General features: G+C 70.6%; 19 protein-coding genes and 1 pseudogene. 16 read left to right on the top strand and 4 right to left on the bottom strand.

Annotation, left to right across the window (positions count from 1 at the left end; all coding sequences use genetic code 11):
- Positions 1 to 34 precede the first annotated feature (34 nt).
- Together ectA and ACH4PY_RS09605 are read right to left on the bottom strand one after the other, a co-directional pair.
- Positions 35 to 661, bottom strand: a pseudogene (gene ectA, locus ACH4PY_RS09600) (diaminobutyrate acetyltransferase); the annotation flags it as partial.
- 148 nt (positions 662 to 809) lie between these two features.
- The gene (locus ACH4PY_RS09605; protein ID WP_398178118.1) at positions 810 to 1,799 is read right to left on the bottom strand and encodes a LuxR C-terminal-related transcriptional regulator; all 990 of its coding nucleotides are present in this window, start codon (positions 1,797 to 1,799) and stop codon (positions 810 to 812) included.
- 142 nt (positions 1,800 to 1,941) lie between these two features.
- Between ACH4PY_RS09605 and ACH4PY_RS09610 the strand changes: the two genes are divergently transcribed.
- The 16 genes from ACH4PY_RS09610 (at position 1,942) to ACH4PY_RS09685 (ending at position 22,625) form a co-directional block, all read left to right on the top strand.
- Positions 1,942 to 2,283, top strand: coding sequence for a hypothetical protein (locus ACH4PY_RS09610; protein WP_398178121.1), 342 nt, complete (start codon positions 1,942 to 1,944; stop codon positions 2,281 to 2,283).
- A gap of 147 nt (positions 2,284 to 2,430) precedes the next feature.
- The gene (locus tag ACH4PY_RS09615) at positions 2,431 to 2,592 is read left to right on the top strand and encodes a hypothetical protein (protein WP_398178123.1); all 162 of its coding nucleotides are present in this window, start codon (positions 2,431 to 2,433) and stop codon (positions 2,590 to 2,592) included.
- 98 nt (positions 2,593 to 2,690) lie between these two features.
- Complete coding sequence (locus ACH4PY_RS09620) at positions 2,691 to 3,551, top strand: thioesterase domain-containing protein (protein ID WP_398178126.1); 861 nt, start codon at positions 2,691 to 2,693, stop codon at positions 3,549 to 3,551.
- A 55-nt stretch (positions 3,552 to 3,606) separates the two neighbouring features.
- The gene (locus ACH4PY_RS09625; RefSeq protein WP_398178129.1) at positions 3,607 to 4,869 is read left to right on the top strand and encodes an MFS transporter; all 1,263 of its coding nucleotides are present in this window, start codon (positions 3,607 to 3,609) and stop codon (positions 4,867 to 4,869) included.
- 85 nt (positions 4,870 to 4,954) lie between these two features.
- A complete protein-coding gene (locus tag ACH4PY_RS09630; protein ID WP_398178132.1) occupies positions 4,955 to 6,853 on the top strand; it encodes a non-ribosomal peptide synthetase in 1,899 nt (632 codons plus the stop codon).
- Positions 6,854 to 6,869: 16 nt separating this feature from the next.
- Complete coding sequence (locus ACH4PY_RS09635; protein WP_398178135.1) at positions 6,870 to 7,682, top strand: leucyl/phenylalanyl-tRNA--protein transferase; 813 nt, start codon at positions 6,870 to 6,872, stop codon at positions 7,680 to 7,682.
- Between the two features lie 215 nt (positions 7,683 to 7,897).
- Positions 7,898 to 10,615, top strand: coding sequence for an aconitate hydratase AcnA (gene acnA, locus ACH4PY_RS09640; protein ID WP_398178138.1), 2,718 nt, complete (start codon positions 7,898 to 7,900; stop codon positions 10,613 to 10,615).
- Between the two features lie 423 nt (positions 10,616 to 11,038).
- Positions 11,039 to 12,466, top strand: coding sequence for an N-acetylglucosamine/diacetylchitobiose ABC transporter substrate-binding protein (gene ngcE / locus ACH4PY_RS09645; RefSeq protein ID WP_398178141.1), 1,428 nt, complete (start codon positions 11,039 to 11,041; stop codon positions 12,464 to 12,466).
- A gap of 42 nt (positions 12,467 to 12,508) precedes the next feature.
- The gene (locus ACH4PY_RS09650) at positions 12,509 to 13,432 is read left to right on the top strand and encodes a carbohydrate ABC transporter permease (protein WP_398178144.1); all 924 of its coding nucleotides are present in this window, start codon (positions 12,509 to 12,511) and stop codon (positions 13,430 to 13,432) included.
- Between the two features lie 10 nt (positions 13,433 to 13,442).
- Positions 13,443 to 14,366: a carbohydrate ABC transporter permease gene (locus ACH4PY_RS09655; RefSeq protein WP_398178147.1), complete on the top strand. Its 924-nt coding sequence runs from the start codon at positions 13,443 to 13,445 to the stop codon at positions 14,364 to 14,366.
- A gap of 289 nt (positions 14,367 to 14,655) precedes the next feature.
- Complete coding sequence (locus tag ACH4PY_RS09660) at positions 14,656 to 15,858, top strand: ROK family protein (protein ID WP_398178150.1); 1,203 nt, start codon at positions 14,656 to 14,658, stop codon at positions 15,856 to 15,858.
- Between the two features lie 139 nt (positions 15,859 to 15,997).
- Positions 15,998 to 17,110, top strand: coding sequence for a sugar ABC transporter substrate-binding protein (locus ACH4PY_RS09665; RefSeq protein ID WP_398178153.1), 1,113 nt, complete (start codon positions 15,998 to 16,000; stop codon positions 17,108 to 17,110).
- A 265-nt stretch (positions 17,111 to 17,375) separates the two neighbouring features.
- Positions 17,376 to 18,164 carry an ATP-binding cassette domain-containing protein gene (locus ACH4PY_RS09670; RefSeq protein WP_398178157.1) on the top strand — a complete coding sequence of 263 codons (789 nt, stop codon included), beginning with the start codon at positions 17,376 to 17,378 and terminating at the stop codon, positions 18,162 to 18,164.
- A gap of 14 nt (positions 18,165 to 18,178) precedes the next feature.
- On the top strand, positions 18,179 to 19,444 hold the full coding sequence (locus ACH4PY_RS09675) for a sugar ABC transporter permease (RefSeq protein ID WP_398179284.1): 1,266 nt from the start codon (positions 18,179 to 18,181) through the stop codon (positions 19,442 to 19,444).
- Between the two features lie 247 nt (positions 19,445 to 19,691).
- Positions 19,692 to 21,623: a 1-deoxy-D-xylulose-5-phosphate synthase gene (dxs, locus tag ACH4PY_RS09680; RefSeq protein WP_398178162.1), complete on the top strand. Its 1,932-nt coding sequence runs from the start codon at positions 19,692 to 19,694 to the stop codon at positions 21,621 to 21,623.
- Positions 21,624 to 21,767: 144 nt separating this feature from the next.
- A complete protein-coding gene (locus tag ACH4PY_RS09685; RefSeq protein WP_398178165.1) occupies positions 21,768 to 22,625 on the top strand; it encodes a DsbA family protein in 858 nt (285 codons plus the stop codon).
- 72 nt (positions 22,626 to 22,697) lie between these two features.
- On the opposite strand, the gene ACH4PY_RS09690 is transcribed toward ACH4PY_RS09685, so the two are convergent.
- Positions 22,698 to 24,824, bottom strand: a complete 2,127-nt coding sequence (locus ACH4PY_RS09690; RefSeq protein WP_398178168.1) for a 3-hydroxyacyl-CoA dehydrogenase NAD-binding domain-containing protein — start codon at positions 24,822 to 24,824, stop codon at positions 22,698 to 22,700.
- Complete coding sequence (locus tag ACH4PY_RS09695; RefSeq protein WP_398178171.1) at positions 24,821 to 26,047, bottom strand: thiolase family protein; 1,227 nt, start codon at positions 26,045 to 26,047, stop codon at positions 24,821 to 24,823. Before ACH4PY_RS09695 ends, ACH4PY_RS09690 begins: the two co-directional genes overlap by 4 nt.
- Between the last annotated feature and the right edge of the window lie 95 nt (positions 26,048 to 26,142).

The raw sequence follows: 26,142 nt of genomic DNA on the forward strand, positions 1-26,142 counted from the left end.
TGCTCCTCGTGGGTTCGGGGGCGAACGGCCCGATGCTGTACAGGACCTCGGCCTCGTGCGGCCGGTCGTCGGGGAAGGCGTCCGGGGCGAAGAGCACCTGCCGCTCCAGGGCGCCGCCGCGGCGCTCGGCGAAAGCGGCGAAGAGCCGGTCGGAGGCCGCGTTGCCGGGGGTGACGGTGGTCTCGACCCGCCGGACGCCCCGCGCCGCGACCCGGTCGGCCAGCTCGTCCAGCATGAGGGACGCCAGGCCCTGCCGCCGGTGGGACGGGCCGACCGCCACCTGCCACACGACGAGGGTGCCGGGCCGGTCGGGGCGGACGTACCCGGTGACGAAGCCCCGCAGCCCGCCGTCCGGGCCCCTGGCGACCACCGAGGTGGCCGCGAAGTCACGGCACCAGAGCAGGTAGCTGTAGGGCGAGTTGAGGTCGAGGACCCGGGTCTCCCGGGCCAGCTGCCACATCCCGGCACCGTCCGCCACCCCGGGGGCGGAGAGGGCCGTGGATCCGGAGAGCCGTGCCGCCACAGGACCGGACGTGTACTGCGATATCACCGGACACCACTTTCCATGCTGTTGGGACCATATGGGTTCCGAAGCTTCTTCGTATTCTTCTGGGGGCGCGGGGGCAAAGCCCCGGCAGGGCCGTCCGGGCCGAATCGACACCCCCGCGGAGCGGTGGCTGGGATTCCGTTCGGAAGCGGAACCTCCCCCGGGTGCGCCGGAATCGGCGATTCCCCGTGCTCTTCCGTTCCGGGCCGGACGCGGGACGGATGTACGCCGGATACGGTCCGGGTCGCGGGGCGGGCGCGGGTCACGTGCTGTCGGGGATCAGGCCGCGCCGCACCGCGTGGACGCCCGCCTGGAAACGGCTGCGGGCTTCCAGGCGGTCCATGAGCTCGGCCGCGATGCGCCGCGCGGTGCGCGGCGAGATGCCGAAGCGCTTGGCGATGGCCTCGTCCGTCAGGCCGGTGGCGAGGAGCTTGAGCATCTCGCCCTGCTGGGCGGTCAGGTCCCGGACGGCGGCGGGGGCGGTCGCGCCCAGCGGGGTCGCGGTCTCCCAGGCCGTTTCGAACAGCGCGCACAGCGCGGCGATGGTGCCCTGGCCGGTGAGGATCACCGCCCCCGTGCGGGCGTCCGCGGTGTGGGTGGGCAGGACGGCCTGCGCGCGATCGAAGATGATCATGCGGACCGGGAGCGACACCGCGGTGCGCACGGCGGCGCCGTGCTGGTTGAGCCAGTTGACGTGGCCGAGGGTGGCGCGGTCGTTGCGGACGCTGTCGAGGTAGATCGTGCGGCTGGTGATGCCGCGGGTCAGCAGCTCCGTGTTGGGCCCCCGGCTGGCCGCCAGGTCGGCGGCGGTGTGCGCGCCGCCCGGGGCGAAGGTCATGACCTGGCTCTGTGTCCGGCGGGCGAGCTGGGCGAGGCGTTCCTGAATGGCCTCGGGACCGATGAGTTCCTCGTCGTCCGCGGTGCGCCGGCGGGTGCCGGAGCATTCGGCGATGAGGCGTGCCGCGGCGGCCCGGGAGGCCTCCACGCGTAACTGCTGGGCGGCGAGCTCGGCCTGCTGCCGGGCCAGCAGCATCTCCATGGCCGCTTCGGGGGTGACGGCCCGCAGCCCGTTTTGCTGGTGCTCGGAGGGCTGCACGATGGCCAGTGCGCTGAGCTGGTCGAGACTGTCACGGATGGCCTCCTCGGTGGCGTCGAGTCGCAGTGCCAGCTGGGCAACTCCTTCCGAGGGGTGGCCCAGCATCTCCCGGTACACCTTCTCCGCCATTGGTGAGAGCCCCAGGGTCTCCAGCACCGTTTCTCCTTCGCGCAGGGGAAGTTGTGGTTACCGACACTATGGTCACCGAAGCTTCTTATCCAGGCCTCTTTGTGCAATGACCTATTTAGTCCACCGCAGTTGCTTGTGGGGGCTTTCGGGCGCGCCGATGCTCGGGCTCATGCATCTCGTTCACGTCGAGCTCCACCGGACGGGACACGCCCTGCTGCCCCCCGGGGTGGCGGGGCTGGTCCTCCGCCTCTGCGGTCCGGACGAGCCCATCGAGCACGTGGCGGTTCACCCTGACGCCGTGACCGGCCCGGTGCTGGGCCTGTTCGTGCTGGCTCCCAGCGTGGCGGCGGCCGAGCGGCTCGCCGCCACCGCGTGCCGGCGCGCGCTGGCCGCCCTGCCCGAGCCCACCGGGTTCACGGTGGGGCGCTGCGGTGTCCGGCTCGTCCCGCAGTTCTACGACCAGCAGCTTTCCCCCGGTCCTGATGGACAGGATATGTCAGGGCCCGATTAGGACAGCAGGAATCCCTTCCCCATGACCGGGCGGTCGGCGACCGTAGTCAATGTCTTCGGCGCCGCCCGGACCGTCACCAGAATTCGGTTCACCGAAATCGCAGCGGCGCATCGACCACGGATTCCTCCCTGCCGAAAGGTGTGCCTCATGCTGCTCTCCCGCGCCGCGATCTGCGCTGTCGTCGGAATTTTCTTCGCCGGTGCTCCGATTGCCGTTTCCCTTGCCGCACCCGCCGCCGCGACGGTTTCCGCGACCGCCAGGCAGTCGGACGTGCCGGTCTCGACCGACGACGTGACCTGGGGCGGATGATCCGCCGCCGGTCCGCCGGCCTCGCGTACCGCCCCCGCCGCCGGCCGGTTCCGCACCGGTCCCACCCACCGCGTCATATTCCAGGAGGCATCTGCCAGATGAGCACCATGCACGCCACAGCGCCCGGCACCGCGACCGCCGAATCCGATTTCACGTCGCTGTGGGAATCCCGCCGCCCCCGCCGCACCGCCCTTTCCGCCGGATCGCCCGTCGAACTGTCACCGGGAAAGGGGACACCGCTCTTTCTCTTTCCGTGGACCGAGGGAAACATCGTCTTCGTCCGCGACTTCGCCCCTTCCTTCGGCAACGGGCACCCGGTCCTCGGGTTCGAGGCGAGGGGGCTGTGGAGCCGCGAGGAGCCGTTCTTGTCGGTGGCGGACGCCGCGGACGCCTGCGTGCGGGAGATCCGCCGCATCCAGCCGCGCGGGCCCTACCTGCTGGGCGGCATGTGCGGCGGCTGCCAGACGGCGTACGAGGTCGCGGTCCGGCTGGTCGCGGCGGGGGAGCGGGTCGGTCCGCTGAACCTCGTCAACGCGGCCCGCGGCGCCCTGGCGTCCGGCCCGCTGCTCGGGCTCTGCGACGTCTACGACATGCGGCTCGCGGCGCTGCGGCGGCAGTTCGGCGTCGACGACCTGGCCGCGGACCTCGACCACGTCATGGACCGGATGCGCGCCGGGCACTGGATCGACGACGCGACGCCGCGCGAGGACTTCTTCTGGCGCCAGCTCGTCTGGGCAGCGGGCATGTACGCCAACCGGCGGTGCCGGCTGGGCACCCTCGACCTCCCCGTCAACGTGTTCATCGCCCGGGAGAACGCGCACGACCCGGAGGTCCGGTGGCACGACGTCGCGCCCCGCAGCACCGTGACGGCAGTGGACGGTGTGTCCAGCGTCCAGATCATGCAGAGCCCCGCCTACCTGTCCGCGATGCGCCGGCTCCTCTCGCAGGACGGGTCGTGACCCCGCCCCGCCCGCCCGCCGGGCCACGGCCCCGTCCCGGCAGGAGGGGCGAGCGATGAGCGGCACCCTGGACGCGGCGCCTCCGCTCCCCGCGACCACCGCCGCACCCGGTGGACGTGCGCTGTTCGCGCAGCGGCGGTTCGTGACCTTCTGGCTCGGGCAGACCGTCTCCCGGGTCGGCGACGGCGCCTACCAGGTCGCCCTCGGCTGGACGGTCTACCGGCTGACCGGATCCACCGCGGCCATGGGCACCCTGATGGCCCTGAACTTCCTGCCCCAGGTGGTCTTCGCCCTGGTCGGGGGCGCCGTGGCCGACCGGCTTCCGCGCCGCACCGTCATCGTCGCCGCCGACTCGGTGGCCGCGGCCGTCGTCTGCGCCCTCGCGCTGCTGGCCGCGGCCGACCGCCTCACGCTGCCGCTGATGCTCGCCGCCGCGGTGCTGCTGGGCACCGTCACCGCCTTCTACGGTCCCGCCTACGCCGCGATGAACCGCGACGTGCTCGACGACGAGGAGTTCCGCAAGGCCAACTCCGTCTTCACCGCCACCGGCAACCTCGCCCGGCTGGCCGGACCGCTGCTGGCCGCTGTCGCCTTCGGCGCGGGTGGCGCGAGCCTCGTCCTCGGCCTGAACGCCGCGTCCTTCGCCTTCTCCGCCGTCGCCATGGCCGTCCTCGAACCCGTCCCCCGCAGGGCCGCGCAGCCGTCCGGCGGCGTCCGCCGCGAACTGGCCGAGGGGCTGCGCCACACACGGGCGAACCCCTGGATCGGCGTGGTCGTCGCGGTCTCGCTGGCCGCCAACATCGCGTGCCTGGCCCCCTACACCGTGCTGCTGCCCGCGCTGGTGCGCCGCGCGCACGGCGGGGTGGGCACCCTGGGCCTGTTGAGCGCGGCCGAGATCGGGACGGTCCTGCTGGCGTCGCTGGCCATCGGCCGTGCCCGCCGGATCAGGGCGCGGGCCGCGCTGTTCGGACTCGCCGCGGCGATCGGCGCGGGAACCGCCCTCATGGGCGTCCTGGGCGGACACCGGGCCGTCCTGTTCGCCGCCGTCGTGCTCGTCGGCGCGGGCCTGTCCTTCGACATCATCGAGAACACCCTGCTGCAGAAGCTGGTCCCCGAGCACCTGCTCTCCCGCGTCTACAGCGTCAACATGACCCTCTCCTACTCGCTGCTGCCGCTGGGCTACCTGCTGGCGGGGATCCTGGCCCGCCGGGTGGGCGCCCCCGCCGTCCTGCTCGGCGGCGGCGTGCTGCTCCTGGCCCTGTGCGCCTGCGCCGCCCTGACGCCCGCCGCCCGGCGGCTGGACGCCATCCACTGCTGAGCCGATCCGGGCCAGCCACTCGCGGCCCGGAGCCCGTACCGCACCCGCACCCGCACCCGCACTTCACAGTAAGGAACGAAGAGCCATGCGCAGTCTTCTGGAAGCCCCCGGACTCGGCCCCGTCCCGCCCGCCGGGAGCGACGGGCCCGACACCCGGCTGGTGCCGCAGGGCATCCTCGCCCGGGCCGCCCTCCACCCCGAGCGTGTCGCCGTGGTGTACGGCGACACGCAGCTGACCTACCGCGAACTCGTCACCCGGGCGGGTGAGCTGGCCGGCCGGCTGCGTGCGGCGGGCGCGGTCAGGGAAGGCACCGTCGCGCTCTGCCTCCCCCGGACGCCGGACCTCGTCGTGGCGATCCTCGCGGTCTGGTTCGCGGGCGCCGCCTGCCTGATGACGGACCCCGTCGCCCCGCCGCGCCGGCGCGAGCACATGCTGCGCGACAGCCGGACCGAGCTGGCCGTCACCACCCCCGAGCTGGCCGCGCACTTCCCCGCCGGGATCCGTGTCCTGCTGCCCACGCCCGACACGCAGACCGTGCAGACCGCGCAGGCCGCGCCGCGCCCCCAGGTCGCCACCCGCCCGGACGACCTCGCCTACGTGATCTACACCTCCGGCACCACCGGCCGGCCCAAGGGCGTACTGGTCGAGCACCACGCCCTCGCGGCGCTGGCGGACAGCATGGAGAAGGCCCTCTACCGGGACGCCGCCCCGGACGTGGAGCGGGTGGCCCTCAACGGCGGCACCAGCGCCGACCCGTTCTTCGCGGACTTCGTCAACCTGACCCGCGGCCGGACCCTGGTGGTCGTCGACGAGGACACCCGCCGCGACCCCGAACGCCTCGCGGAGCTGCTCGTCCACCGCCGGATCGACCTGCTCGACGGCACGCCCACCCAGATCCGGGCCCTGCTGCTGGCCGCGGGGCCGACCGCGCTGGCCGGTGTGCGGGTGCTGGTCCTCGGCAGCGAGCCGACCGACGCGGAGCTGTGGAAGCAGCTGCGCGCCCTGCCCGGCACCCGGGCCCACAACTACTACGGGCCGACCGAGACCACCATCTACTGCACCGGCGCCGTCGTCGCCGAACACCCCGAGCCCGTCATCGGCACCGCGCTGCCCGGTAACGGCATCGTCATCCTCGACGAGGGGCTGCGCCCCGTCCCCGACGGGCAGGTCGGTGAGATCTGGGTGACCGGCGCGCAGCTGGCCCGCGGCTACCTCAACGCCGGACCGGCGGAGCAGGCCCGTTTCACCGACCTGCGGCTGCCCGGCCGCGCCGCGCCCGTGCGGGCCTACCGGACCGGGGACCGGGGGCGCTTCGACGCCGCCGGGCAGGTGGAGTTCCTGGGCCGGTTCGACAGCCAGGTCTCCGTCAACGGCTACCGCGTCGAGCTGGGCGAGATCGAGGCCGCTCTGCGTTCCTGCCCCGGCGTGGGCAACGCGGCCGTGGCCCTGGTGAAGGACGGGGGACAGGGCACGCTCGCGGCCTGGGTGCTGCTCACCCCGGCCACCCGCGCCGACCCGGCCGGCTCCCTCGACCGGATCCGTGCCCGCCTCGCCGAGAGCCTGCCCGCGCACATGCTGCCGCGGATGCGTGCCGTGCCCGCCGTGCCGATGAACATCGCCGGCAAGGCGGACGTCCAGACCCTGACGGCGAGCCACCCGCCGCTGGCCGGACCGGCCGCGCCGGAGCCGGGCGCGGACGGGGACCCGGCCGCGCCGGAGCCGGGCCAGGACCTGGCCGCGCTGCTGCGCGGGCACTGGACCCGGACCCTGAGGATCGACACGGTCGCCCCCGACGACAGCTTCTTCGCCCTCGGCGGCGACTCCCTCATGGCCACCGAGCTGATCGTCGCCGTCCGGGAGCGGTTCGCCGCCGCGATCCCCATCCGGACCATCTTCGACCACCCCCGCTTCACCGATTTCCAGCAGGCCGTCGCCGAGAGGGTCGGCACCGCCGCCGGCCGCGCCGCGGCCGCCCGCGTATAAGGAGAGGCCGACCACCGTGACGACGTTCCCCGACACCCTCCCGGCCGCGGTCCCCGCGGCGTGGGACCACGTCACCCTCGGCGACGGCATCGGTGTGCCCGTCGCGATCGGCGGCGACTTGACCCCGGACCTGCTGCTCGCGGCGCACCTGCGCGGGGTGTTCTGCCTCCCGCGGTGCGAGCCCGCCGACATCGCGCACAACGCGGCCACCTACGGCCCCGACGTAGAGGCCGGCGACATCCCGCTGCTGCCGTCCGCGTCCGACCCGTACGCCCGTCTGTGGTGGTCGCCCACCACCCGGTACGTCCTGCCGGTCGGCGAGGTCCACCTGGGACGCACACTGCGCCGGGCGATCCGCGCGAGCGGGTGGACCACGACCGTCGACCGCGACCTCGACGCCGTGCTCGACGCGTGCCGGGCCGCGCGCAGCCCCCAGTGGATCACCCCGGAACTGACCGACTGCCTGCGCGCGCTGCACCGCGCCGGATGGGTCAGGAGTGTCGAGGTCTGGAACGGGAGCCGGCTGGTGGGCGGCCTGTTCGGGCTCGCCGTCGGGCAGGTCTTCGTGATGTCCTCCGCCTTCCACACCGAGCCGGACGCCGCCAAGGCAGCCATCGCCGACCTCGCCCGCCGGTCGGCAGAAGGGGGAATCCGGCTGCTGGACGCGCAGGTGCGGACGGACTACACGGTCCGGCTCGGCGCCCGCGGCATCCCGCGCCGGGAGTACCTGGAGTGGCTCGCCCCCGGCCCCCTCGTCCCCGGCCCCCTCGCTCCCGGTGTCCTCTCCACCGGGCCGGCGCAGGCCGCGCGGCTCCTGGAGCAGACCTGAGCGCGGCTCTTGGCGACAACGGCGGCGCCCGGCCGGGGCGCCGCCATTGGGCGTGATCGCGCGGCGACACCGGTGCCCCCACATGACCGTCCGGCGGTCATGTACTAGAGTTATCTCGACATCGAGATATCTGCCGAGCCGTACCGGGACCGTGGTGCAGACGGTCGCGGGGACACGCGCGCACGCACGCAACACGACGCATGAAGGAGACTGCCGTGTCGGCGAACAGCTTCGACGCCCGCAGCACGCTGCAGGTGGGCGACGAGTCGTACGAGATCTTCCGGCTGGACAAGGTCGAGGGCTCCGCCCGGCTGCCCTACAGCCTCAAGGTGCTGCTGGAGAACCTGCTCCGCACGGAGGACGGCGCGAACATCACCGCCGACCACATCCGCGCGGTCGGCGGCTGGGACTCGCAGGCGCAGCCCAGCCAGGAGATCCAGTTCACACCGGCCCGCGTGATCATGCAGGACTTCACGGGCGTGCCCTGCGTGGTGGACCTCGCCACCATGCGCGAGGCGGTCAGGGAGCTGGGCGGCGACCCGGCCCGCATCAACCCGCTCGCGCCCGCCGAGCTGGTCATCGACCACTCGGTCATCGCCGACCGCTTCGGCACCCCCGACTCCTTCGCGCAGAACGTGGAGCTGGAGTACGGCCGCAACAAGGAGCGCTACCAGTTCCTGCGCTGGGGCCAGACCGCCTTCGACGAGTTCAAGGTCGTCCCGCCCGGCACCGGCATCGTTCACCAGGTGAACATCGAGCACCTGGCCCGTACCGTCATGGTGCGCGGCGGCCAGGCGTACCCCGACACGCTGGTCGGCACCGACTCGCACACCACGATGGTCAACGGCCTGGGCGTGCTGGGCTGGGGTGTCGGCGGCATCGAGGCCGAGGCCGCGATGCTGGGCCAGCCGGTCTCCATGCTCATCCCGCGCGTCGTCGGCTTCAAGCTCACCGGCGAGCTGCCCACCGGCACCACCGCGACCGACCTGGTCCTGACCATCACCGAGATGCTCCGCAAGCACGGCGTCGTCGGCAAGTTCGTGGAGTTCTACGGCGAGGGCGTCGCCGCGACCTCGCTCGCCAACCGCGCCACCATCGGCAACATGTCGCCGGAGTTCGGCTCGACCGCCGCGATCTTCCCGATCGACGCCGAGACGGTGAGCTACCTGCGGCTGACCGGCCGCTCCGAGCAGCAGGTCGCGCTCGTCGAGGCCTACGCCAAGGAGCAGGGCCTGTGGCTGGACCCGGCCGCCGAGCCGGACTACTCCGAGAAGCTGGAGCTGGACCTGTCGACGGTGGTGCCGTCCATCGCCGGCCCCAAGCGCCCGCAGGACCGCATCGTGCTGGCGAAGGCCGCCGAGCAGTTCGCCGTGGACGTGCGCAACTACGTCACCGACGACCAGGAGGCGGGCAAGGAGTCCTTCCCGGCCTCCGACTCCCCGGCGCCCTCCGGCAACGGTGTGCCGTCGAAGCCGACCCTGGTCACGGCCGAGGACGGTTCGACCTATGAACTCGACCACGGCGCGGTGACGGTCGCCGCCATCACCTCGTGCACCAACACCTCCAACCCGTACGTCATGGTCGCCGCCGCGCTGGTGGCCAAGAAGGCGGTCGAGCGGGGCCTGACCCGCAAGCCGTGGGTCAAGACCACGCTGGCCCCCGGCTCGAAGGTGGTCACCGACTACTTCGACAAGGCCGGCCTGACGCCGTACCTGGACAAGCTCGGCTTCAACCTCGTGGGCTACGGCTGCACGACCTGCATCGGCAACTCCGGCCCGCTGCCGGAGGAGGTCTCCAAGGCGGTCAACGAGGCCGACCTCGCGGTCACCTCGGTGCTGTCGGGCAACCGCAACTTCGAGGGCCGGATCAACCCGGACGTCAAGATGAACTACCTGGCGTCCCCGCCGCTGGTCGTCGCGTACGCCATCGCCGGCTCGATGAAGCTGGACATCACCCGCGACGCGCTGGGCACCGACCAGGACGGCAAGGCGGTCCACCTGGCCGACATCTGGCCGTCGGAGTCCGAGGTCAACGACGTCGTGGCGTCCGCGATCGGCGAGGACATGTTCCGCACCTCCTACAGCGACGTCTTCGCGGGCGACGCCCAGTGGCAGGCGCTGCCGGTGCCGACCGGCAACACCTTCGAGTGGGACGCGGAGTCCACCTACGTCCGCAAGCCCCCGTACTTCGAGGGCATGACGATGGACCCGGCGCCCGTCACCGACATCTCCGGCGCCCGGGTGCTGGCCAAGCTCGGCGACTCGGTCACCACCGACCACATCTCCCCGGCCGGTGCCATCAAGGCCGACACGCCGGCGGGCCAGTACCTCACCGAGCACGGCGTGCAGCGCCGCGACTTCAACAGCTACGGCTCGCGCCGCGGCAACCACGAGGTCATGATCCGCGGCACCTTCGCCAACATCCGGCTGCGCAACCAGATCGCCCCCGGCACCGAGGGCGGCTTCACGCGCGACTTCACCCAGCCGGACGCACCCGTGGCGTTCATCTACGACGCCTCGCGCAACTACATCGACCAGGGCATCCCGCTGGTCGTCCTGGCGGGCAAGGAGTACGGCTCGGGCTCGTCGCGCGACTGGGCGGCCAAGGGTACCGCGCTGCTCGGCGTCAAGGCCGTCGTCGCGGAGTCCTACGAGCGCATCCACCGCTCCAACCTGATCGGCATGGGCGTGCTGCCGCTCCAGTTCCCGGAGGGCGAGAGCGCCCTGACGCTGGGCCTGACGGGTGAGGAGACGTACTCCGTCACGGGCGTCACCGCGCTCAACGACGGCAGCACCCCGCGCACCGTGAAGGTCACCACGGACACCGGCGTGGAGTTCGACGCGGTGGTCCGCATCGACACGCCGGGCGAAGCGGACTATTACCGCAACGGCGGCATCATGCAGTACGTCCTGCGGTCGCTGATCCGTCAGTAGGACAGTGCCTCCACGGCAGTTGTAACTCGCGAGTAACACGGACCGCGTTCCCCTCGACGGGGGACGCGGTCCGTCCGTTTTGCGCGGGCCAATCCGCCGATCGTCCGCCATCGGCTGATCGGCAACGCTCTGACCTGCGGTTTTGTCGTCCCACATTTCGGACAGGTCTCAACTCGGGAAAGCTTGCCGACCAAACACGCACTTGATCTTGCCCTGCTGGAGAGAAGTGGACTATACCTGTCGGCGTCCAAGGAACCAGCTTCTGAGCGGGTTCGGGCGGGGGAATCGGCAAGCCGGCGCAGCCGGCGTTCGGATAGCGTCCCTGCCTCACTGGATGCACGGTTTCACTCAAGCTTCAACGTTCGCGGTCGTCGGCGGGTGTCGCTGCACCGCATGAGTCCTGGAGAAGGCGAGGACTTGAGCATGGGATCCGAGATCAACCGGCGCGATGCAATCAAGCGGGCGATGGCGATCGGCGTGGTGGCCATTCCGTCGGCGTCGGTGCTGACGGCGTGCGCCACGTCCAGTGGCGGGGACTCCGACAAGAAGAAGCCGGCCCCGGCCGGCACGAAGTCGGCCGCCAATCCGCTCGGTGTCAAGAACGGCGCGCCGCTTGAGGCGTTCGTCTTCAAGGGCGGTTTCGGCGACGACTACATCAAGGCCGCCGAGGCGCAGTACAACAAGACCTACGGCACCACGGTGAAGCACACCGGCACGCAGGGCATCGGCCCGAAGCTGCAGCCGCGCTTCGCCAACAACACCCCGCCGGACTTCATGGACAACTCCGGCGCCGACAACCTCGACACCGCGGCCCTGGCCAAGGAGAACAAGCTCCTCGACCTCACCCCGCTGCTGGACGCCCCGACCATCGACGACCCGTCGAAGAAGGTCCGCGACGTCCTGATCGCCGGCACGGTCGAGCAGGGCCAGTTCGGCTCGCAGCAGATGTACGCGCTGAACTACGCCTTCACCGTCTACGGCAGCTGGTACAGCAACAAGCTGTTCAAGGAGAACGGCTGGACGTACCCGCAGACCTTCGACGAGGCCATCGCGCTCGGCGCCAAGGCCAAGACCAAGGGCATCGCGCTGTTCACGTACCCGGGCAAGTACCCGTACTACGTGCACTTCGACATGTTCCACCAGTTCGGCAAGGTCGGCGGCAAGGAGATCCTGAACGCCATCGACGACCTGGAGGACGGCGCCCTCCAGGTCGACGCGGTCAAGCAGGTCATCGAGTACTACGAGGAGCTGGCGGCCAAGAAGCTGTTCCTCACGGGCTCCGAGGGCAAGACCCACATCCAGATGCAGACCGACTGGACGAAGTACAAGGCCGCCCTGGTGGCCGACGGCTCGTGGGTGGAGAACGAGGCCGCCCCGACCATGCCCAAGGACTTCGACCTCGCGGTAGGCCCGCTGGTCGGCGGCGGCCCGAGCGACAAGCTGCCCTTCGGCACCGTCTACGCGGCCGCCGGTGAGCCCTTCATCGTCGCTGCCAACGGCAAGAACCCGACCGGCGGTATGGAGCTGCTCCGCATCATGCTGTCGAAGCAGCAGACGGACAACTTCACCAACACCATCAAGTCGCTCACCTGTGTCTCCGGCTCGTCCGAGGGTCTGACCCTCACCCCGGGTCTGGCGTCGGCGAGCGCGGCGCTGAAGGCCGCCGGGCCGAATGTGCTCAACGCGCGTATCCAGGACTGGTACAAGAAACTCAACAACGAGACGCTGGGCAACCTGACCGCCAAGCTGCTGACCGGGCAGATCAAGTCGGCGCAGTGGATCGAGCAGGCCCAGAAGGCCTGCGACGACACCAAGAAGGACTCGTCCGTGCCGAAGTTCAAGCACGTCTGATCCGCATTCCCCCTAACGGCTGAGACGAGAGCGACCGGCGACATGCGACACGGCAAGTACCGGTTCATCATCGGATTTCTGGCGATTCCTGTAGCGCTGTACGGGGTCTTCGTGATCTCGCCATTCGTCCAGGACTTCCAGATCTCCATGACGGACTGGACCGGACTCACACCCGACAAGCACTACATCGGGTTCGAGAACTACCGGAAGATCATTCACAACCACCTCTTCTGGCAGTCGCTGTGGCACAACGTGCTGCTGCTGCTGATCGTGCCGGTCGTGACGCTGGCACTCGGTCTGTTCTTCGCTTTCATGCTCAACGTCGGTGGCCGGCGCAGAGGCGCGTCGGTCACCGGCGTCCGGGGCTCGGGCGCATACAAGATCATCTTCTTCTTCCCGCAGGTGCTGTCGGTCACCGTGATCGCCATCCTGTGGCAGCAGATCTACAACCCCGACCCGGACGAGGGCGTGCTCAACGCCCTGCTGTCGAACCTCGGCCTCGGCTCGCTGACCCAGTCCTGGCTCGGCGACCCGCACCTGGCCCTCGGCTGCATCATGGCCGTGATGGTGTGGGCGAACGTGGGCTTCTACGTGGTGCTCTTCTCGGCGGGCATGGCCTCCATCCCGACCGAGATCTACGAGGCCTCGCTGCTGGACGGGGCGAGCCGCTTCGTCACCTTCTTCAAGGTCACGCTGCCGCTGCTGGCGGACACGGTGGCCACCGGATGGGTGTACATGGGCATCATCGCCATGGACGCCTTCGCCTTCGTCCAGCTGATGTCGGTCAACTACGGCGGTCCCGACGAGAAGACCGACGTGGTGCCGCTGCTGCTGTACAAGACCGCCTTCCGGGACAACAGCCAATACGGCCTGGCGGCAGCCATGGGTGTCGCCATGCTGATCGTCACACTGCTGTTCGCCGTACTGACGCTGCGGCTGTCGCGCCGCGAGCGCATCGAGTTCTAGGGGTTCCGCGATGACCACCGAGACGATCGACGAGCTCCCGGAGTCGGCACCCCGCAAACCGGGCTCGCCCACCACCTCCGCGTCCCGCTGGAAGTGGCGCTACAGCGAGGGCGGCGTGCTCAACGCCTTCAGCCACATCTTCCTGCTGGTGTGGGGCCTCATGGTCGGCCTGCCGCTGCTGTGGGCGCTGTGGAGCTCCTTCAAGAGCTCCGGCGACATCCTCAGCCACCCGCTGTCCTTCCCGACCCACTTCCACTTCGACAACTGGTCGCACGCCTGGACCAAGGCCCACATGGGCCGGTACTTCATCAACACGATCATCGTGGTCGGCTTCTCGACCGCCGGCACGATGCTCTTCGGCTCGATGGCCGCCTACGTGCTGGCGCGCTTCGAGTTCCCGTTCAACCGGCTGATCTACTTCATCTTCGTCGCCGGTATGGCCTTCCCGGTCGTGATGGTGCTGGTGCCGCTGTTCTTCGTGACGACCAACCTGCACATCATCAACACCCTGCCGGGCCTGATCCTGGTCTACATCGCGTACTCGCTGCCCTTCACGGTCTTCTTCATGACCTCCTTCTTCCGCACCCTGCCCACCTCGGTGGCGGAGGCGGCGCTGGTGGACGGCGCGTCGCACACCCGGACGTTCTTCCAGATCATGGTGCCGATGGCCAAGCCCGGCATCATCAGCATCGGGATCTTCAACGTCCTCGGGCAGTGGAACCAGTACCTGCTCCCGCTGGTGCTGAACCAGGGCAACACCGACAAATGGGTGCTCACCCAGGGTCTGGCGGACCTGGCCGTGCAGCAGGGCTACCAGGGCGACTGGGGCGGACTCTTCGCCGGCCTGTCGATCGCCATGCTCCCGGTGCTGGCCGTCTACGTGGTCTTCCAGCGTCAGGTGCAGGCCGGACTCACGGCGGGGGCGCTCAAGTAGCGGACCCGGAAAACGGCTGCCGGACCGGCGGCCCCGTCCTTCGACGGGGCCGCCGCTCGGCGTTCCCGACCGCCCGTGCGGCGGGGGATTCCCATAACGGTGTGGCTCTCCCCCTTGACGGGACATCACCGCAAACACTCAACTTAGAGTTCACATGTTGTAGACGACGGGGTCCAACTGGTGTGCTGCTGCCGTCAAGGGGCCGTCAGGGTCCAGTCGGCCGCACCAGCCGGCCCCGTCCCGTGCGGGCAAGCGGACACGGGCCGCCTGCCGGGCAGGAGTGGATGTCGTGGACACACCGGGTTCGCAGTCGTCGCTGCACCGGGCCAACCTGGAGCGTGTCGTGCGCGCGGTACGGCTGGCCGGATCGCTCACCCAGGCCGAGATCGCCCGGAGCACGGGCCTGTCCGCCGCGACCGTGTCCAACATCGTACGCGAGCTGCGGGACAACGGGACGGTGCAGGTCACGCCGACCTCCTCGGGAGGTCGGCGGGCCCGCAGCGTGGCGCTGTCCGGTGACGCGGGCATCGTCGTCGGTGTCGACTTCGGCCACTCGCACCTGCGGGTCGCGGTCGGCAACCTGGCGCACCAGGTGCTGGCCGAGCAGTCCGAGCCGATCGACGTGGACGCCTCCGCCTCGCAGGGCTTCGACCGGGCGGAGCAGCTGGTCGCGCGGCTGGTGGAGTCCACCGGGATCAGCCCCGGCAAGGTGCTCGGCGTCGGCCTCGGCGTGCCCGGCCCGATCGACGTGGAGACCGGCGCGCTGGGCTCGACCGCGATCCTGCCGGGCTGGAGCGGCATCAACCCGCGCCAGGAGATGACCGACCGGCTCGGCGTCCCGGTGCAGGTCGACAACGACGCCAACCTCGGCGCGCTCGGCGAGCTGGTCTGGGGCGGCGGCCGCGGGGTCAAGGATCTCGCGTACATCAAGGTGGCCAGCGGTGTCGGCGCCGGGCTGGTGATCGACGGCCGGATCTACCGCGGCCCCGGCGGCACGGCGGGCGAGATCGGTCACATCACGCTGGACGAGTCCGGCCCGGTCTGCCGCTGCGGCAACCGCGGCTGCCTGGAGACCTTCACCGCGGCCCGCTACGTCCTGGAGCTGCTGCGCGGCAGCCACGGGGAGGGCCTGACCATCCCGCGGATGGTGCAGCTGGCGCGCGAGGGCGACCCCGGCTGCCGCCGGGTGACCGGCGACGTCGGGCGGCACATCGGGATGGGCGTGGCGAGCCTGTGCAACCTGCTGAACCCCTCCCGGGTGGTCCTCGGCGGCGACCTGGCGGAGGCCGGCGAGCTGGTGCTCGGCCCGATAAGGGAATCGGTGTCCCGTTACGCTATCCCCAGTGCCGCCCAGCGGCTGTCCGTGGTGCCGGGCGCGCTGGGGGCGCGAGCGGAGGTTCTGGGGGCACTTGCCCTGGTTTTGAGCGAAATGGGCGATTCCACCCTGCTGGACGGCAACCACCCGGTCGACACACCGGCCTTTTCGGCATAACTGAGCGTTCACGCTGCTAACGAAACGCGCCGTTGCCATCTCGTTAAGTGTTTACTTCTTGACGACAGGCCGTCAGCCGGAGTTGACTCACGTCCACCTCGGCCGCGGTGTTGCGGCCCTGTCAGGGAGGCAACCTCAGATGAACGCAATGACGCGTCGGATCGTCATCGGCACGGCGGCCGTTTCGCTCGCCTTCGGCATGGCGGCGTGCGGCAAGGCCGGCGGCAGTGACGACAAGGGCTCCGACAAGGCGTCGTCGTCCTCCAACGGCAGCGCGGCCAAGTCGATCGGCCTGCTGCTCCCGGAGAACGCGACCACGCGCTACGAGAAGTTCGACCGCCCGCTGATCACCAAGAAGATCAACGAGCTGTGCCCGGACTGTTCGGTCGAGTACGCGAACGCCGCGGCCGACCCGGCCAAGCAGGCCCAGCAGGTCAGCACCATGATCGCCAAGGGCGTCAAGGTCCTCATCGTGGACGCGCAGGACTCCAAGGGCATCAAGTCGTCGATCCAGGCGGCGAAGGACAAGGGCATCAAGATCGTCGCCTACGACCGCCTCGCCGAGGGCCCGATCGACGCGTACGTCTCCTACGACAACGAGAAGATCGGCGAGCTGCAGGGCCAGGCGCTGCTCGACGCGATGGGTTCAAAGGCGACGCCGTCTGCCAACGTTGTCATGATCGACGGTGACCCCGCCGACCCGAACGCCGCCATGTTCAAGGCCGGCGCCCACAAGATCCTCGACGGCAAGGTGAAGATCGCCTACGAGCAGTCGGGTCTGTGGAAGGGCGACATCGCCAACCAGAAGATGACCGCCGCCATCCAGCTGATCGGCAAGGACAAGATCGCGGGCGTCTACTCCGCGAACGACGGCATGGCCGGCGGTGTCGCCACCGCCCTCAAGGGCGCCGGCATCAACCCGCCGCTGACCGGTCAGGACGCCGAGCTCGACGGCCTGCAGCGGATCCTGGCGGGCACCCAGACCGCCACGATCTACAAGGCCTACCAGCCGGAGGCGGACGCCGCTGCCGAGATCGCGGTCGACCTGCTCCAGGGCAAGGACTTCAAGTCCGTCGCGGACACCACCGCCAAGCAGCTGAGCGGCACCGAGGTGCCCGCCAAGCTCCTGCCCGCGACCTCGGTCACCACGGCCAACATCAAGGACACGGTCATCAAGGACGGCCTGTACACCGCCGCCCAGATCTGCACCGCGGACTTCGCCGCCAAGTGCACCGCGGCCGGCATCAGCTGACCCGACGGCACATCCGGTCCGCACGGTCCCGGCCGCTTCCACGGCCTGAACCGTCCCCGTGAACCTGTCCGGTGCCCGACCCGCACAAAACACCCCGCTAACGGGGCGGGCACCGGACGGAAACGCTTGCGGACGCAGCTTTCCGTGAACGGGGGTCTACCCCTTCTCCGTTCACTTTGTAATCTTGTAACCCGTGCATTGCGCACTCCCTCCGCGGCTGTTCGACACAGCACGCGGCATCCCCGCCGGTCAGGCGGCGAAGGAGATGGTTCACGTGTCCGCTACGCCCGTGCTGGCGTTGCGCGGAGTCTCCAAGCGATTCGGTGCGGTCCAGGCCCTCACCGACGTCGACCTGGAGGTTCACCCCGGAGAAGTGGTCGCCCTGGTGGGCGACAACGGCGCCGGAAAGTCGACCCTGGTCAAGACCATCGCGGGTGTGCACCCCGTGGACGAGGGCGTCATCGAGTGGGAAGGGCGGCCGGTGCACATCAACCGCCCGCAGGACGCCCAGCAGCTCGGTATCGCGACCGTCTACCAGGACCTCGCGCTCTGCGACAACCTCGACGTCGTCGGCAACCTCTACCTCGGCCGGGAACTGCTGCGCTTCGGCAGCCTCGACGAGGTCACGATGGAACAGCGCTCCCGCGAACTTCTGAACACACTGTCCATCCGGATTCCCAGCGTCCGGATCCCGATCGCGAGCCTCTCCGGTGGCCAGCGGCAGGTCGTCGCCATCGCCCGCGCGCTGATCGGCGACCCCAAGGTCGTCATCCTCGACGAGCCCACGGCCGCCCTCGGTGTCGAGCAGACCGCGCAGGTCCTGGACCTCGTCGAGCGGCTGCGCGAGCGCAACCTCGGCGTCATCCTGATCAGCCACAACATGGCCGACGTCATGGCGGTCTGCGACACCGTTCACGTGCTGCGCCTCGGCAGGAACAACGGTGCCTTCCCGGTCAAGGACACCACCAACGAAGAGATCATCGCGGCCATCACCGGCGCCACGGACAACGCCGTGACCCGTCGTCTGGCGCGCAACGCGGAGGCAGCCCAGTGAGCGACAAGACCACGATGAGCAAGCCCGTGGACGAGGTGCCGCCGCCGGCGGTCGCCACCGTCGACCCCCGGCTGCTGGTCCGGGAAGAGGGCTTCAAGGGCTACATCACGGAGTTCAAGCGCAAGCTGAAGGGCGGCGAGCTGGGCTCGCTCCCGGTGATCGTCGCGCTGATCATCATCTGGACCGTCTTCCAGGTCCAGAACAGCCTGTTCCTCAGCTCGCAGAACATGGTCAACATCGGCTTCTTCATGGCCGGTACGGGCATGCTGTCGATCGGCCTGGTCTTCGTGCTGCTGCTCGGCGAGATCGACCTGGCGGTCGGCTCGGTCAGCGGTCTGGCGTCCACGGTCTTCGCCATCCTGACCGTCCAGCACGGGGTCAACCCGACGCTCGCGGTCCTGCTGACGCTGCTCACCGGCATCGTCATCGGCGCCTTCCACGGCTTCTTCTTCGCCAAGATCGGCGTCCCGGCGTTCGTCGTCACCCTGGCCGGCTTCCTCGGCTGGGCCGGTGTCATGAAGTACCTGCTGCGCAGCACCGGCAGCCTTACGATCCAGGACAAGGGCCTGCTGCACACCCTGGGCCAGCGCTCGTTCTTCATGAACCAGAGCATCGCGGGTGCCTACATCCTGGCCACGCTCGCCGTCGGCGCCCTGCTGGTCGGCTCGCTCATCGAGCAGCAGCGCCGCCGCAAGGCGTCGGTGCCCTACCGGCCCACCAGCGAGATCCTGTTCCGCACCGGCGCGCTCGCGGTCGTCGCCTATGTGTCGGCCTACGTGCTGAACAAGTCCTCCGGTGTGCCGAACTCCCTGGTCATCTTCCTGGCCGCCCTGGTCATCTGTGACTTCGTGCTGCGCCGCACCACCTACGGCCGCAAGATCTTCGCGGTCGGCGGTGGCATCGAGGCCGCCCGCCGCGCCGGTATCAACGTGGCGATGGTCCGTATATCGGTCTTCGCGATCTCCGGCTTCTTCGCGGCCCTCGGCGGCCTGTTCCTGGCCGCCCAGCAGTACACCGCGACGCTCCAGGCCGGCAGCGGCAACCTGCTGATGCTCGCCATCGCGGCGGCCGTCATCGGCGGCACCAGCCTCTTCGGCGGCCGCGGCAGCGTCTGGTCGGCGCTGCTGGGCATGCTGGTCATCGAGTCCATCCAGATGGGCCTGAACCTGCTGAACAAGGACGACTCGATCAACGACATGATCACCGGCGCGGTGCTCCTCGCCGCCGTGGTCGTCGACTCGATCTCCCGCCGCACCCAGCGCAGCTCCGGCCGCGCCTGATCCGCGGCCGCACGGCGCCGTACGCACCACCCGGACCGCCGGGCGGACCTGGACCCCAGGACCGCCCGGCGGTCCGTCGTTCACGCCCGCGGGGCCGACGCGGCGGCGGGACGCCGACACGCCGCCGCGCGGTTGCCGGTACGGCGCGTGACAGACATCGCACGGGTCGCCCGACGCGCCGGTAACCCGAAGATTAGACTCTTCCGAAGGCCAGATCGGCCGGGAGCGACAGGCTAAGGAGGAACGGGTGGCACTGCTGACCCGTATCAACGGACCGCGCGACCTCGACCGGCTCAGCCCGCAGCAGCTCGTGGAGCTGTCCGCCGAGATCCGCTCCTTCCTCGTCGACGCGGTCTCCAAGACCGGCGGCCACCTCGGCCCCAACCTGGGCGTCGTCGAGCTGACCGTGGCCCTGCACCGGGTCTTCGACTCCCCTCGCGACCGCATCCTCTTCGACACCGGGCACCAGGCCTACGTCCACAAGCTGCTGACCGGACGCAAGGACTTCAGCCGGCTCAAGAGCACCGGCGGCCTGTCGGGCTACCCCTCGCGGGCCGAGTCCGAGCACGACGTGATCGAGAACAGCCACGCCTCCACGGTGCTGGGCTGGGCGGACGGGCTGGCCAAGGCCAACGAGCTCAAGCGCCGCGACGACCACGTGGTCGCCGTCATCGGCGACGGGGCGCTCACCGGCGGCATGGCCTGGGAGGCGCTCAACAACATCGCCGCCGCCAAGGACCGGCCGCTCGTCATCGTCGTCAACGACAACGAGTGGTCGTACTCTCCGACCATCGGCGGCCTCGCCAACCACCTGGCCACGCTGCGCACCACCGACGGCTACGAGCAGTTCCTCGCCCGCACCAAGGCCGCGCTGGAGCGCACCCCGCTCATCGGCCGCCCGCTCTACGAGACGCTGCACGGCGCCAAGAAGGGCCTGAAGGACTTCATCACCCCGCAGGGCATGTTCGAGGACCTGGGCCTGAAGTACCTCGGCCCGATCGACGGCCACGACGTCGAGGCCGTGGAGTCCGCCCTGCAGCGCGCCAAGCGCTTCCACGGGCCCGTGCTGGTGCACTGCATCACCGAGAAGGGCCACGGCTACACCCCGGCCGAGCGGGACCGCACCGACCGCTTCCACGGCATCGGCCCGATCCACCCCGACACCGGCCTGCCGCTGTCCGAGGGCGGCGCCGACTGGACGTCCGTCTTCGGCGACGAGATGCTCGCGCTCGGCAAGGAGCGCCCCGACATCGTCGCCATCACCGCGGCGATGCTGCACCCGGTGGGCCTGACCAAGTTCGCCGAGGCCTTCCCCGAGCGGGTCTTCGACGTCGGCATCGCCGAGCAGCACGGCGCCGTCTCGGCCGCGGGGCTCGCGACGGGCGGGCTGCACCCGGTCTTCGCCGTCTACGCGACCTTCCTCAACCGCGCCTTCGACCAGGTGCTCATGGACGTGGCCCTGCACAAGTGCGGGGTCACCTTCGTCTTGGACCGCGCGGGTGTCACCGGCAGCGACGGGCCCTCGCACAACGGCATGTGGGACATGTCGATCCTCCAGGTCGTCCCGGATCTGCGGATCGCCGCGCCGCGCGACGCCGAGCAGGTCAGGGCGCAGCTGCGGGAGGCCGTCGAGGTTCGCGACGCGCCCACCGTGGTCCGCTACTCCAAGGGCGCCGTCGGCCCGTCGGTGCCCGCGGTCGGCCGGATCGGCGGCATGGACGTGCTGCGCGAGCCGTCCGGCGGTGAGCGGCCCGACGTGCTGCTGGTGTCGGTCGGCGCACTGGCCCCGATGTGCCTGGAGGCAGCCACGCTGCTGGACGCCCAGGGCATCACCAGCACCGTGGTGGACCCGCGCTGGGTCAAGCCGGTCGACCCCGAGCTGCCCGCGCTCGCGGCCCGGCACCGGCTCGTCGTCACCGTCGAGGACAACGGGCGGGCCGGCGGCGTCGGCTCGGCCGTCGCCCAGGCGCTGCGGGACGCGGAGGTCGACGTGCCGCTGCGGGACTTCGGCATCCCGCAGCGCTTCCTGGAGCACGGCTCCCGCAAGGACGTGCTGGCCGCGGTCGGCCTGACCGCGCCGGACATCGCGCGCCAGGTCACGGGCGTGGTCGCGACCATCGACGGGCGCTTCGCCGACGAGGCCGCCGAGGCCGTGCCGGCCGAACCCGAGGCGGGCTGACCCCCGCTCCCACCGCCGCCCGGCCGCCGGTCCGGCAGGCCGGGCGGCGGCGTTCCCGCGGCCCCGGGAACCCCGTTTCCCGGGGGCCCGCGGCCGATGGTAGAAATGCGCGAAGGCAGTGCCGATGATCGAGGTGGCGTAGCAATGACGGAGTCCAAGGGGCCCGGTACCAAGGGCGGTTCGGCAGCCCCGAAGAAGAAGCGCAAGGGCCCCGTCGCCCGGCTGCGGCCGTACGCGGTGGGCATCGTGGCCATGATCGTGGTCTTCGGCGTCTCCGCGCTGATCGGCGCCCACGTGCGGGCCGGCAAGGGCGACAAGGTCACCGAGCCCACCGGTGCGGTGGCCGCGGCGCAGCCGCAGACCACGCCCGTCCCGACGACGACGAGCACGACCGCCCCCAAGGGCCCGAAGCTCAACATCCCGGTGGCCCCGTCGGTGCCGGTGACGGTGACGATCTACGAGGACCTGCGCAGCCCCGAGTCCAAGGCCTTCCAGGAGGAGTACGGCGCGACGATACAGGGGCTGCTGGCCACCGGGCAGGTGCGCTTCGAGTACCACCTGGTCACCGCCTCCGACGCGCAGTACGGCGGCACCGGCGCCCTGGTGGCGGCGAACGCCGCGGCCTGCGCGCAGGACCAGGGCCGCTTCAGCGCCTTCGTCGAGCAGCTGTGGAAGGTCCAGCCCGCCGACCCCAAGGACGACGCGCTGGCCAGCGAGAGCCTGATGAAGAAGCTGGCCCGCAAGGCCCACAAGATCAAGGCCGGCACCTTCGAGCCCTGCGTGGAACAGCGTGACCACGACGGCTGGGTGAAGAAGGCGCAGCAGGACTTCGCCGCCTCCGGTTACGGCACGGTGCCCGCGGTCCTCATCGACGGCGCCCCGGTCAAGGACGTCAAGACCCAGCTGACGCCGGGCGGCCTGCGCTCCCAGGTCAAGGCCGAGATCGACAAGGTCGTGGCCGAGCAGGCCGCGCTGGCGACGGCCACCCCGCAGGCGGACTGACCGCCCGCGCGCGTACGACGAAGGGGGGCCGGTCCACCGCGGTGGACCGGCCCCCCTTCGTCATGCCGCCCGTCAGGCCGGGACGCTCGCCACGCCCGGCGCCAGGAACGGCTTGCCGTTCACCCGGTGCGAGACGCCCTCACGGTCCAGGTACGGCGTGATGCCGCCCAGGTGGAAGGGCCAGCCGGCGCCCGTGATCAGGCACAGGTCGATGTCCTGGGCCTCCGCGACGACGCCCTCGGCCAGCATCAGCCCGATCTCCTGGGCCACCGCGTCCAGCACCCGCTCGCGCACCTGCGCCTCGGTCAGCACCCGGTCACCCTGCTCCAGCAGCGCGGCGACCTCCGGGTCCAGCTCGGGGCGGCCGGAGTCGTAGACGTAGAAGCCGCGCTTGCCGGCCTTGACGACCGCCGCCAGGTTCGGCGAGACGGTGAAGCGGTCCGGGAAGGCGGCGTGCAGCGTCTCCGAGACGTGCAGGCCGATCGCCGGGCCGACCAGCTCCAGCAGCACCAGCGGCGACATCGGCAGGCCCAGCGGCTCGACGGCCTTCTCGGCCACCGCGACCGGGGTGCCCTCGTCGATGACGTTCTGGATCTCGCCCATGAAGCGGGTCAGGATGCGGTTCACCACGAAGGCGGGCGCGTCCTTGACCAGCACCGCGGTCTTCTTGAGCTTCCTGGCCACGGCGAAGGCGGTCGCGAGCGACGCGTCGTCGGTGGCCTCGCCGCGGACGATCTCCAGCAGCGGCAGGATCGCCACCGGGTTGAAGAAGTGGAAGCCCACGACCCGCTCGGGGTGCTCCAGCTTCGCGGCCATCTCCGACACCGACAGCGAGGAGGTGTTGGTCGCCAGGATCGTGTCCGGGCGTACCACCGCCTCCAGCTCGGCGAAGACCTGCTGCTTGACGCCCATCTCCTCGAAGACCGCCTCGATGACGAAGTCGGCGTCCCCGAAGGCCGCCGCCTTGTCCAGGTGCCCGGTCACGAGCGCCTTGTAGCGGTTGGCGGCGTCCTGTTTCAGCCGGCCCTTGGCGAGCAGCTTGTCGATCTCGGCGTGCACATAGGCCACGCCCTTGTCGATACGGGCCTGGTCGATGTCGGTCAGCACGACCGGCACCTCCAGGCGGCGCACGAACAGCAGCGCCAGCTGCGAGGCCATCAGGCCCGCGCCCACGACGCCGACCTTCGTCACCGGGCGGGCCAGCGCCTTGTCGGGCGCGCCGGCCGGGCGCTTGGCGCGCCGCTGCACCAGGTTGAAGGCGTAGATGCCGCTGCGCAGCTCGCCGCCCATGATGAGGTCGGCGAGCGCCCGGTCCTCGGCCTCGAAGCCCTGCCGCAGGTCGCCGCCGCGGGCCGCCGCGACGATGTCCAGGGCGCGGTAGGCCGCCGGGGCGGCGCCGTGCACCTTGCTGTCGGCGATGGCGCGGCCGCGGGCCACCGCGGCGTCCCAGGCCTCGCCGCGGTCCACCTCGGGGCGGTCGATCTCGATCTCGCCGCGCAGCACGGACGCGGTCCAGGCGAGCGACTGCTCCAGGAAGTCCGCGGCCTCGAACAGCGCGTCGGCGATGCCCAGCTCGAACACCTGCGGGCCCTTGAGCTGCCGGTTCTGGTTGAGCGAGTTCTCGATGATCACGGTGACCGCGCGGTCGGCGCCGATCAGGTTCGGCAGCAGGGTGCAGCCGCCCCAGCCGGGCACCAGGCCGAGGAAGACCTCGGGCAGCGAGAAGGCGGGCACCGAGGCCGAGACGGTGCGGTAGGTGCAGTGCAGACCGACCTCGACGCCGCCGCCCATGGCCGCGCCGTTGTAGTACGCGAAGGTGGGCACCGCGAGCGACGACAGGCGCTTGAAGACGTCGTGGCCGCCGCGGCCGATGGCCAGCGCGTCCTCGTGCCGTCTCAGCAGCTCGACGCCCTTGAGGTCGGCGCCGACGGCGAAGATGAACGGCTTGCCGGTGATGCCGACGCCGGTGATCGCGCCGTCGGCGGCCTCCTTCTCGACCTGGTCGATCGCCGCGTCCAGGTTGGCCAGCGACTGCGGGCCGAAGGTGGTGGGCTTGGTGTGGTCCAGGCCGTTGTCGAGGGTGATCAGCGCGAAGCGCCCGGCGCCGGGCAGTTCCAGGTGCCGTACGTGCGCGGTCGTGACGACCTCGCCGGGGAAGAGTTCGGCCGCACCCTTGAGGAGTTCGGTGGTGGTGCTCACTTGGCGCTCCCGGTCCCGTCGAAGTTCGGATTCTCCCAGACGACCGTGCCGCCCATGCCGAAGCCCACGCACATCGTGGTGATGCCGAAGCGCACCTCGGGGTGCTCCTCGAACTCCCGGGCCAGCTGGGTCATCAGCCGCACCCCGGAGGAGGCCAGCGGGTGACCGAAGGCGATGGCGCCGCCGTACGGGTTGACGCGCGCGTCGTCGTCGGCGATGCCGTAGTGGTCCAGCAGCGACAGGACCTGCACGGCGTAGGCCTCGTTGACCTCGATGAGGCCGATGTCGTCGATCGTCAGCCCGGCGCGGGCCAGTGCCTTCTCGGTGGCCGGGATCGGGCCGATGCCCATGACCTCGGGCTCCACGCCCGCGAAGGCGTAGGACACCAGGCGCATCTTCACCGGCAGCGCCAGTTCGCGGGCGACGTCCTCGGCGGCCAGCAGCGAGGCGGTCGCGCCGTCGTTGAGGCCCGAGGAGTTGCCCGCCGTGACGCGGCCGTGCGGGCGGAACGGGGTCTTGAGGTTCGCCAGGCCCTCCAGCGTGGTGCCCGGACGCATCGGCTCGTCGGCGGTGGCCAGGCCCCAGCCGGTCTCGCCACCCTCGGGCGTGGTGCGGCGGATCGCCACCGGGACCAGGTCCGGCTGGATCTTGCCGTCGGCGTAGGCCTTGGCGGCCTTCTCCTGGCTGCGCACCGCGTACTCGTCGGCGCGCGCCTTGGTCAGGGCCGGGAAGCGGTCGTGCAGGTTCTCCGCCGTCATGCCCATGAACAGCGCGGACTCGTCGACCAGCTTCTCCGACACGAAGCGCGGGTTCGGGTCGACGCCCTCGCCCATCGGATGCCGTCCCATGTGCTCGACACCGCCCGCGACCACGACGTCGTAGGCGCCGAACGCGATGCCGCCCGCCGTCGTCGTCACGGCCGTCATGGCGCCCGCGCACATGCGGTCGATCGAGAAGCCGGGCACCGTCGTCGGCAGCCCCGCCAGGATGCCGGCGGTGCGGCCCAGGGTCAGCCCCTGGTCGCCGATCTGCGTGGTCGCGGCGACCGCGACCTCGTCGATACGGGCCGGGTCCAGGCCCGGGTTGCGCCGCAGCAGTTCCCGGATGCACTTGATGACCAGGTCGTCGGCCCTGGTCTCGTGGTAGATGCCCTTCGGGCCCGCCTTGCCGAACGGGGTACGGACGCCGTCGACGAAGACGACGTCCCTCGCAGAACGCGGCACGACTAGCTCCCTCTATGTGTGTTCACTCGCCTCCCGGAACATGCTACTCGCGGGTAACCGAACGGGACAGTGCGACCCCGCGAAGCGGCGTAGGT

Origin of the sequence: Streptomyces sp. NPDC021224, assembly GCF_044332905.1 — a bacterium.
Taxonomy (GTDB): domain Bacteria; phylum Actinomycetota; class Actinomycetes; order Streptomycetales; family Streptomycetaceae; genus Actinacidiphila.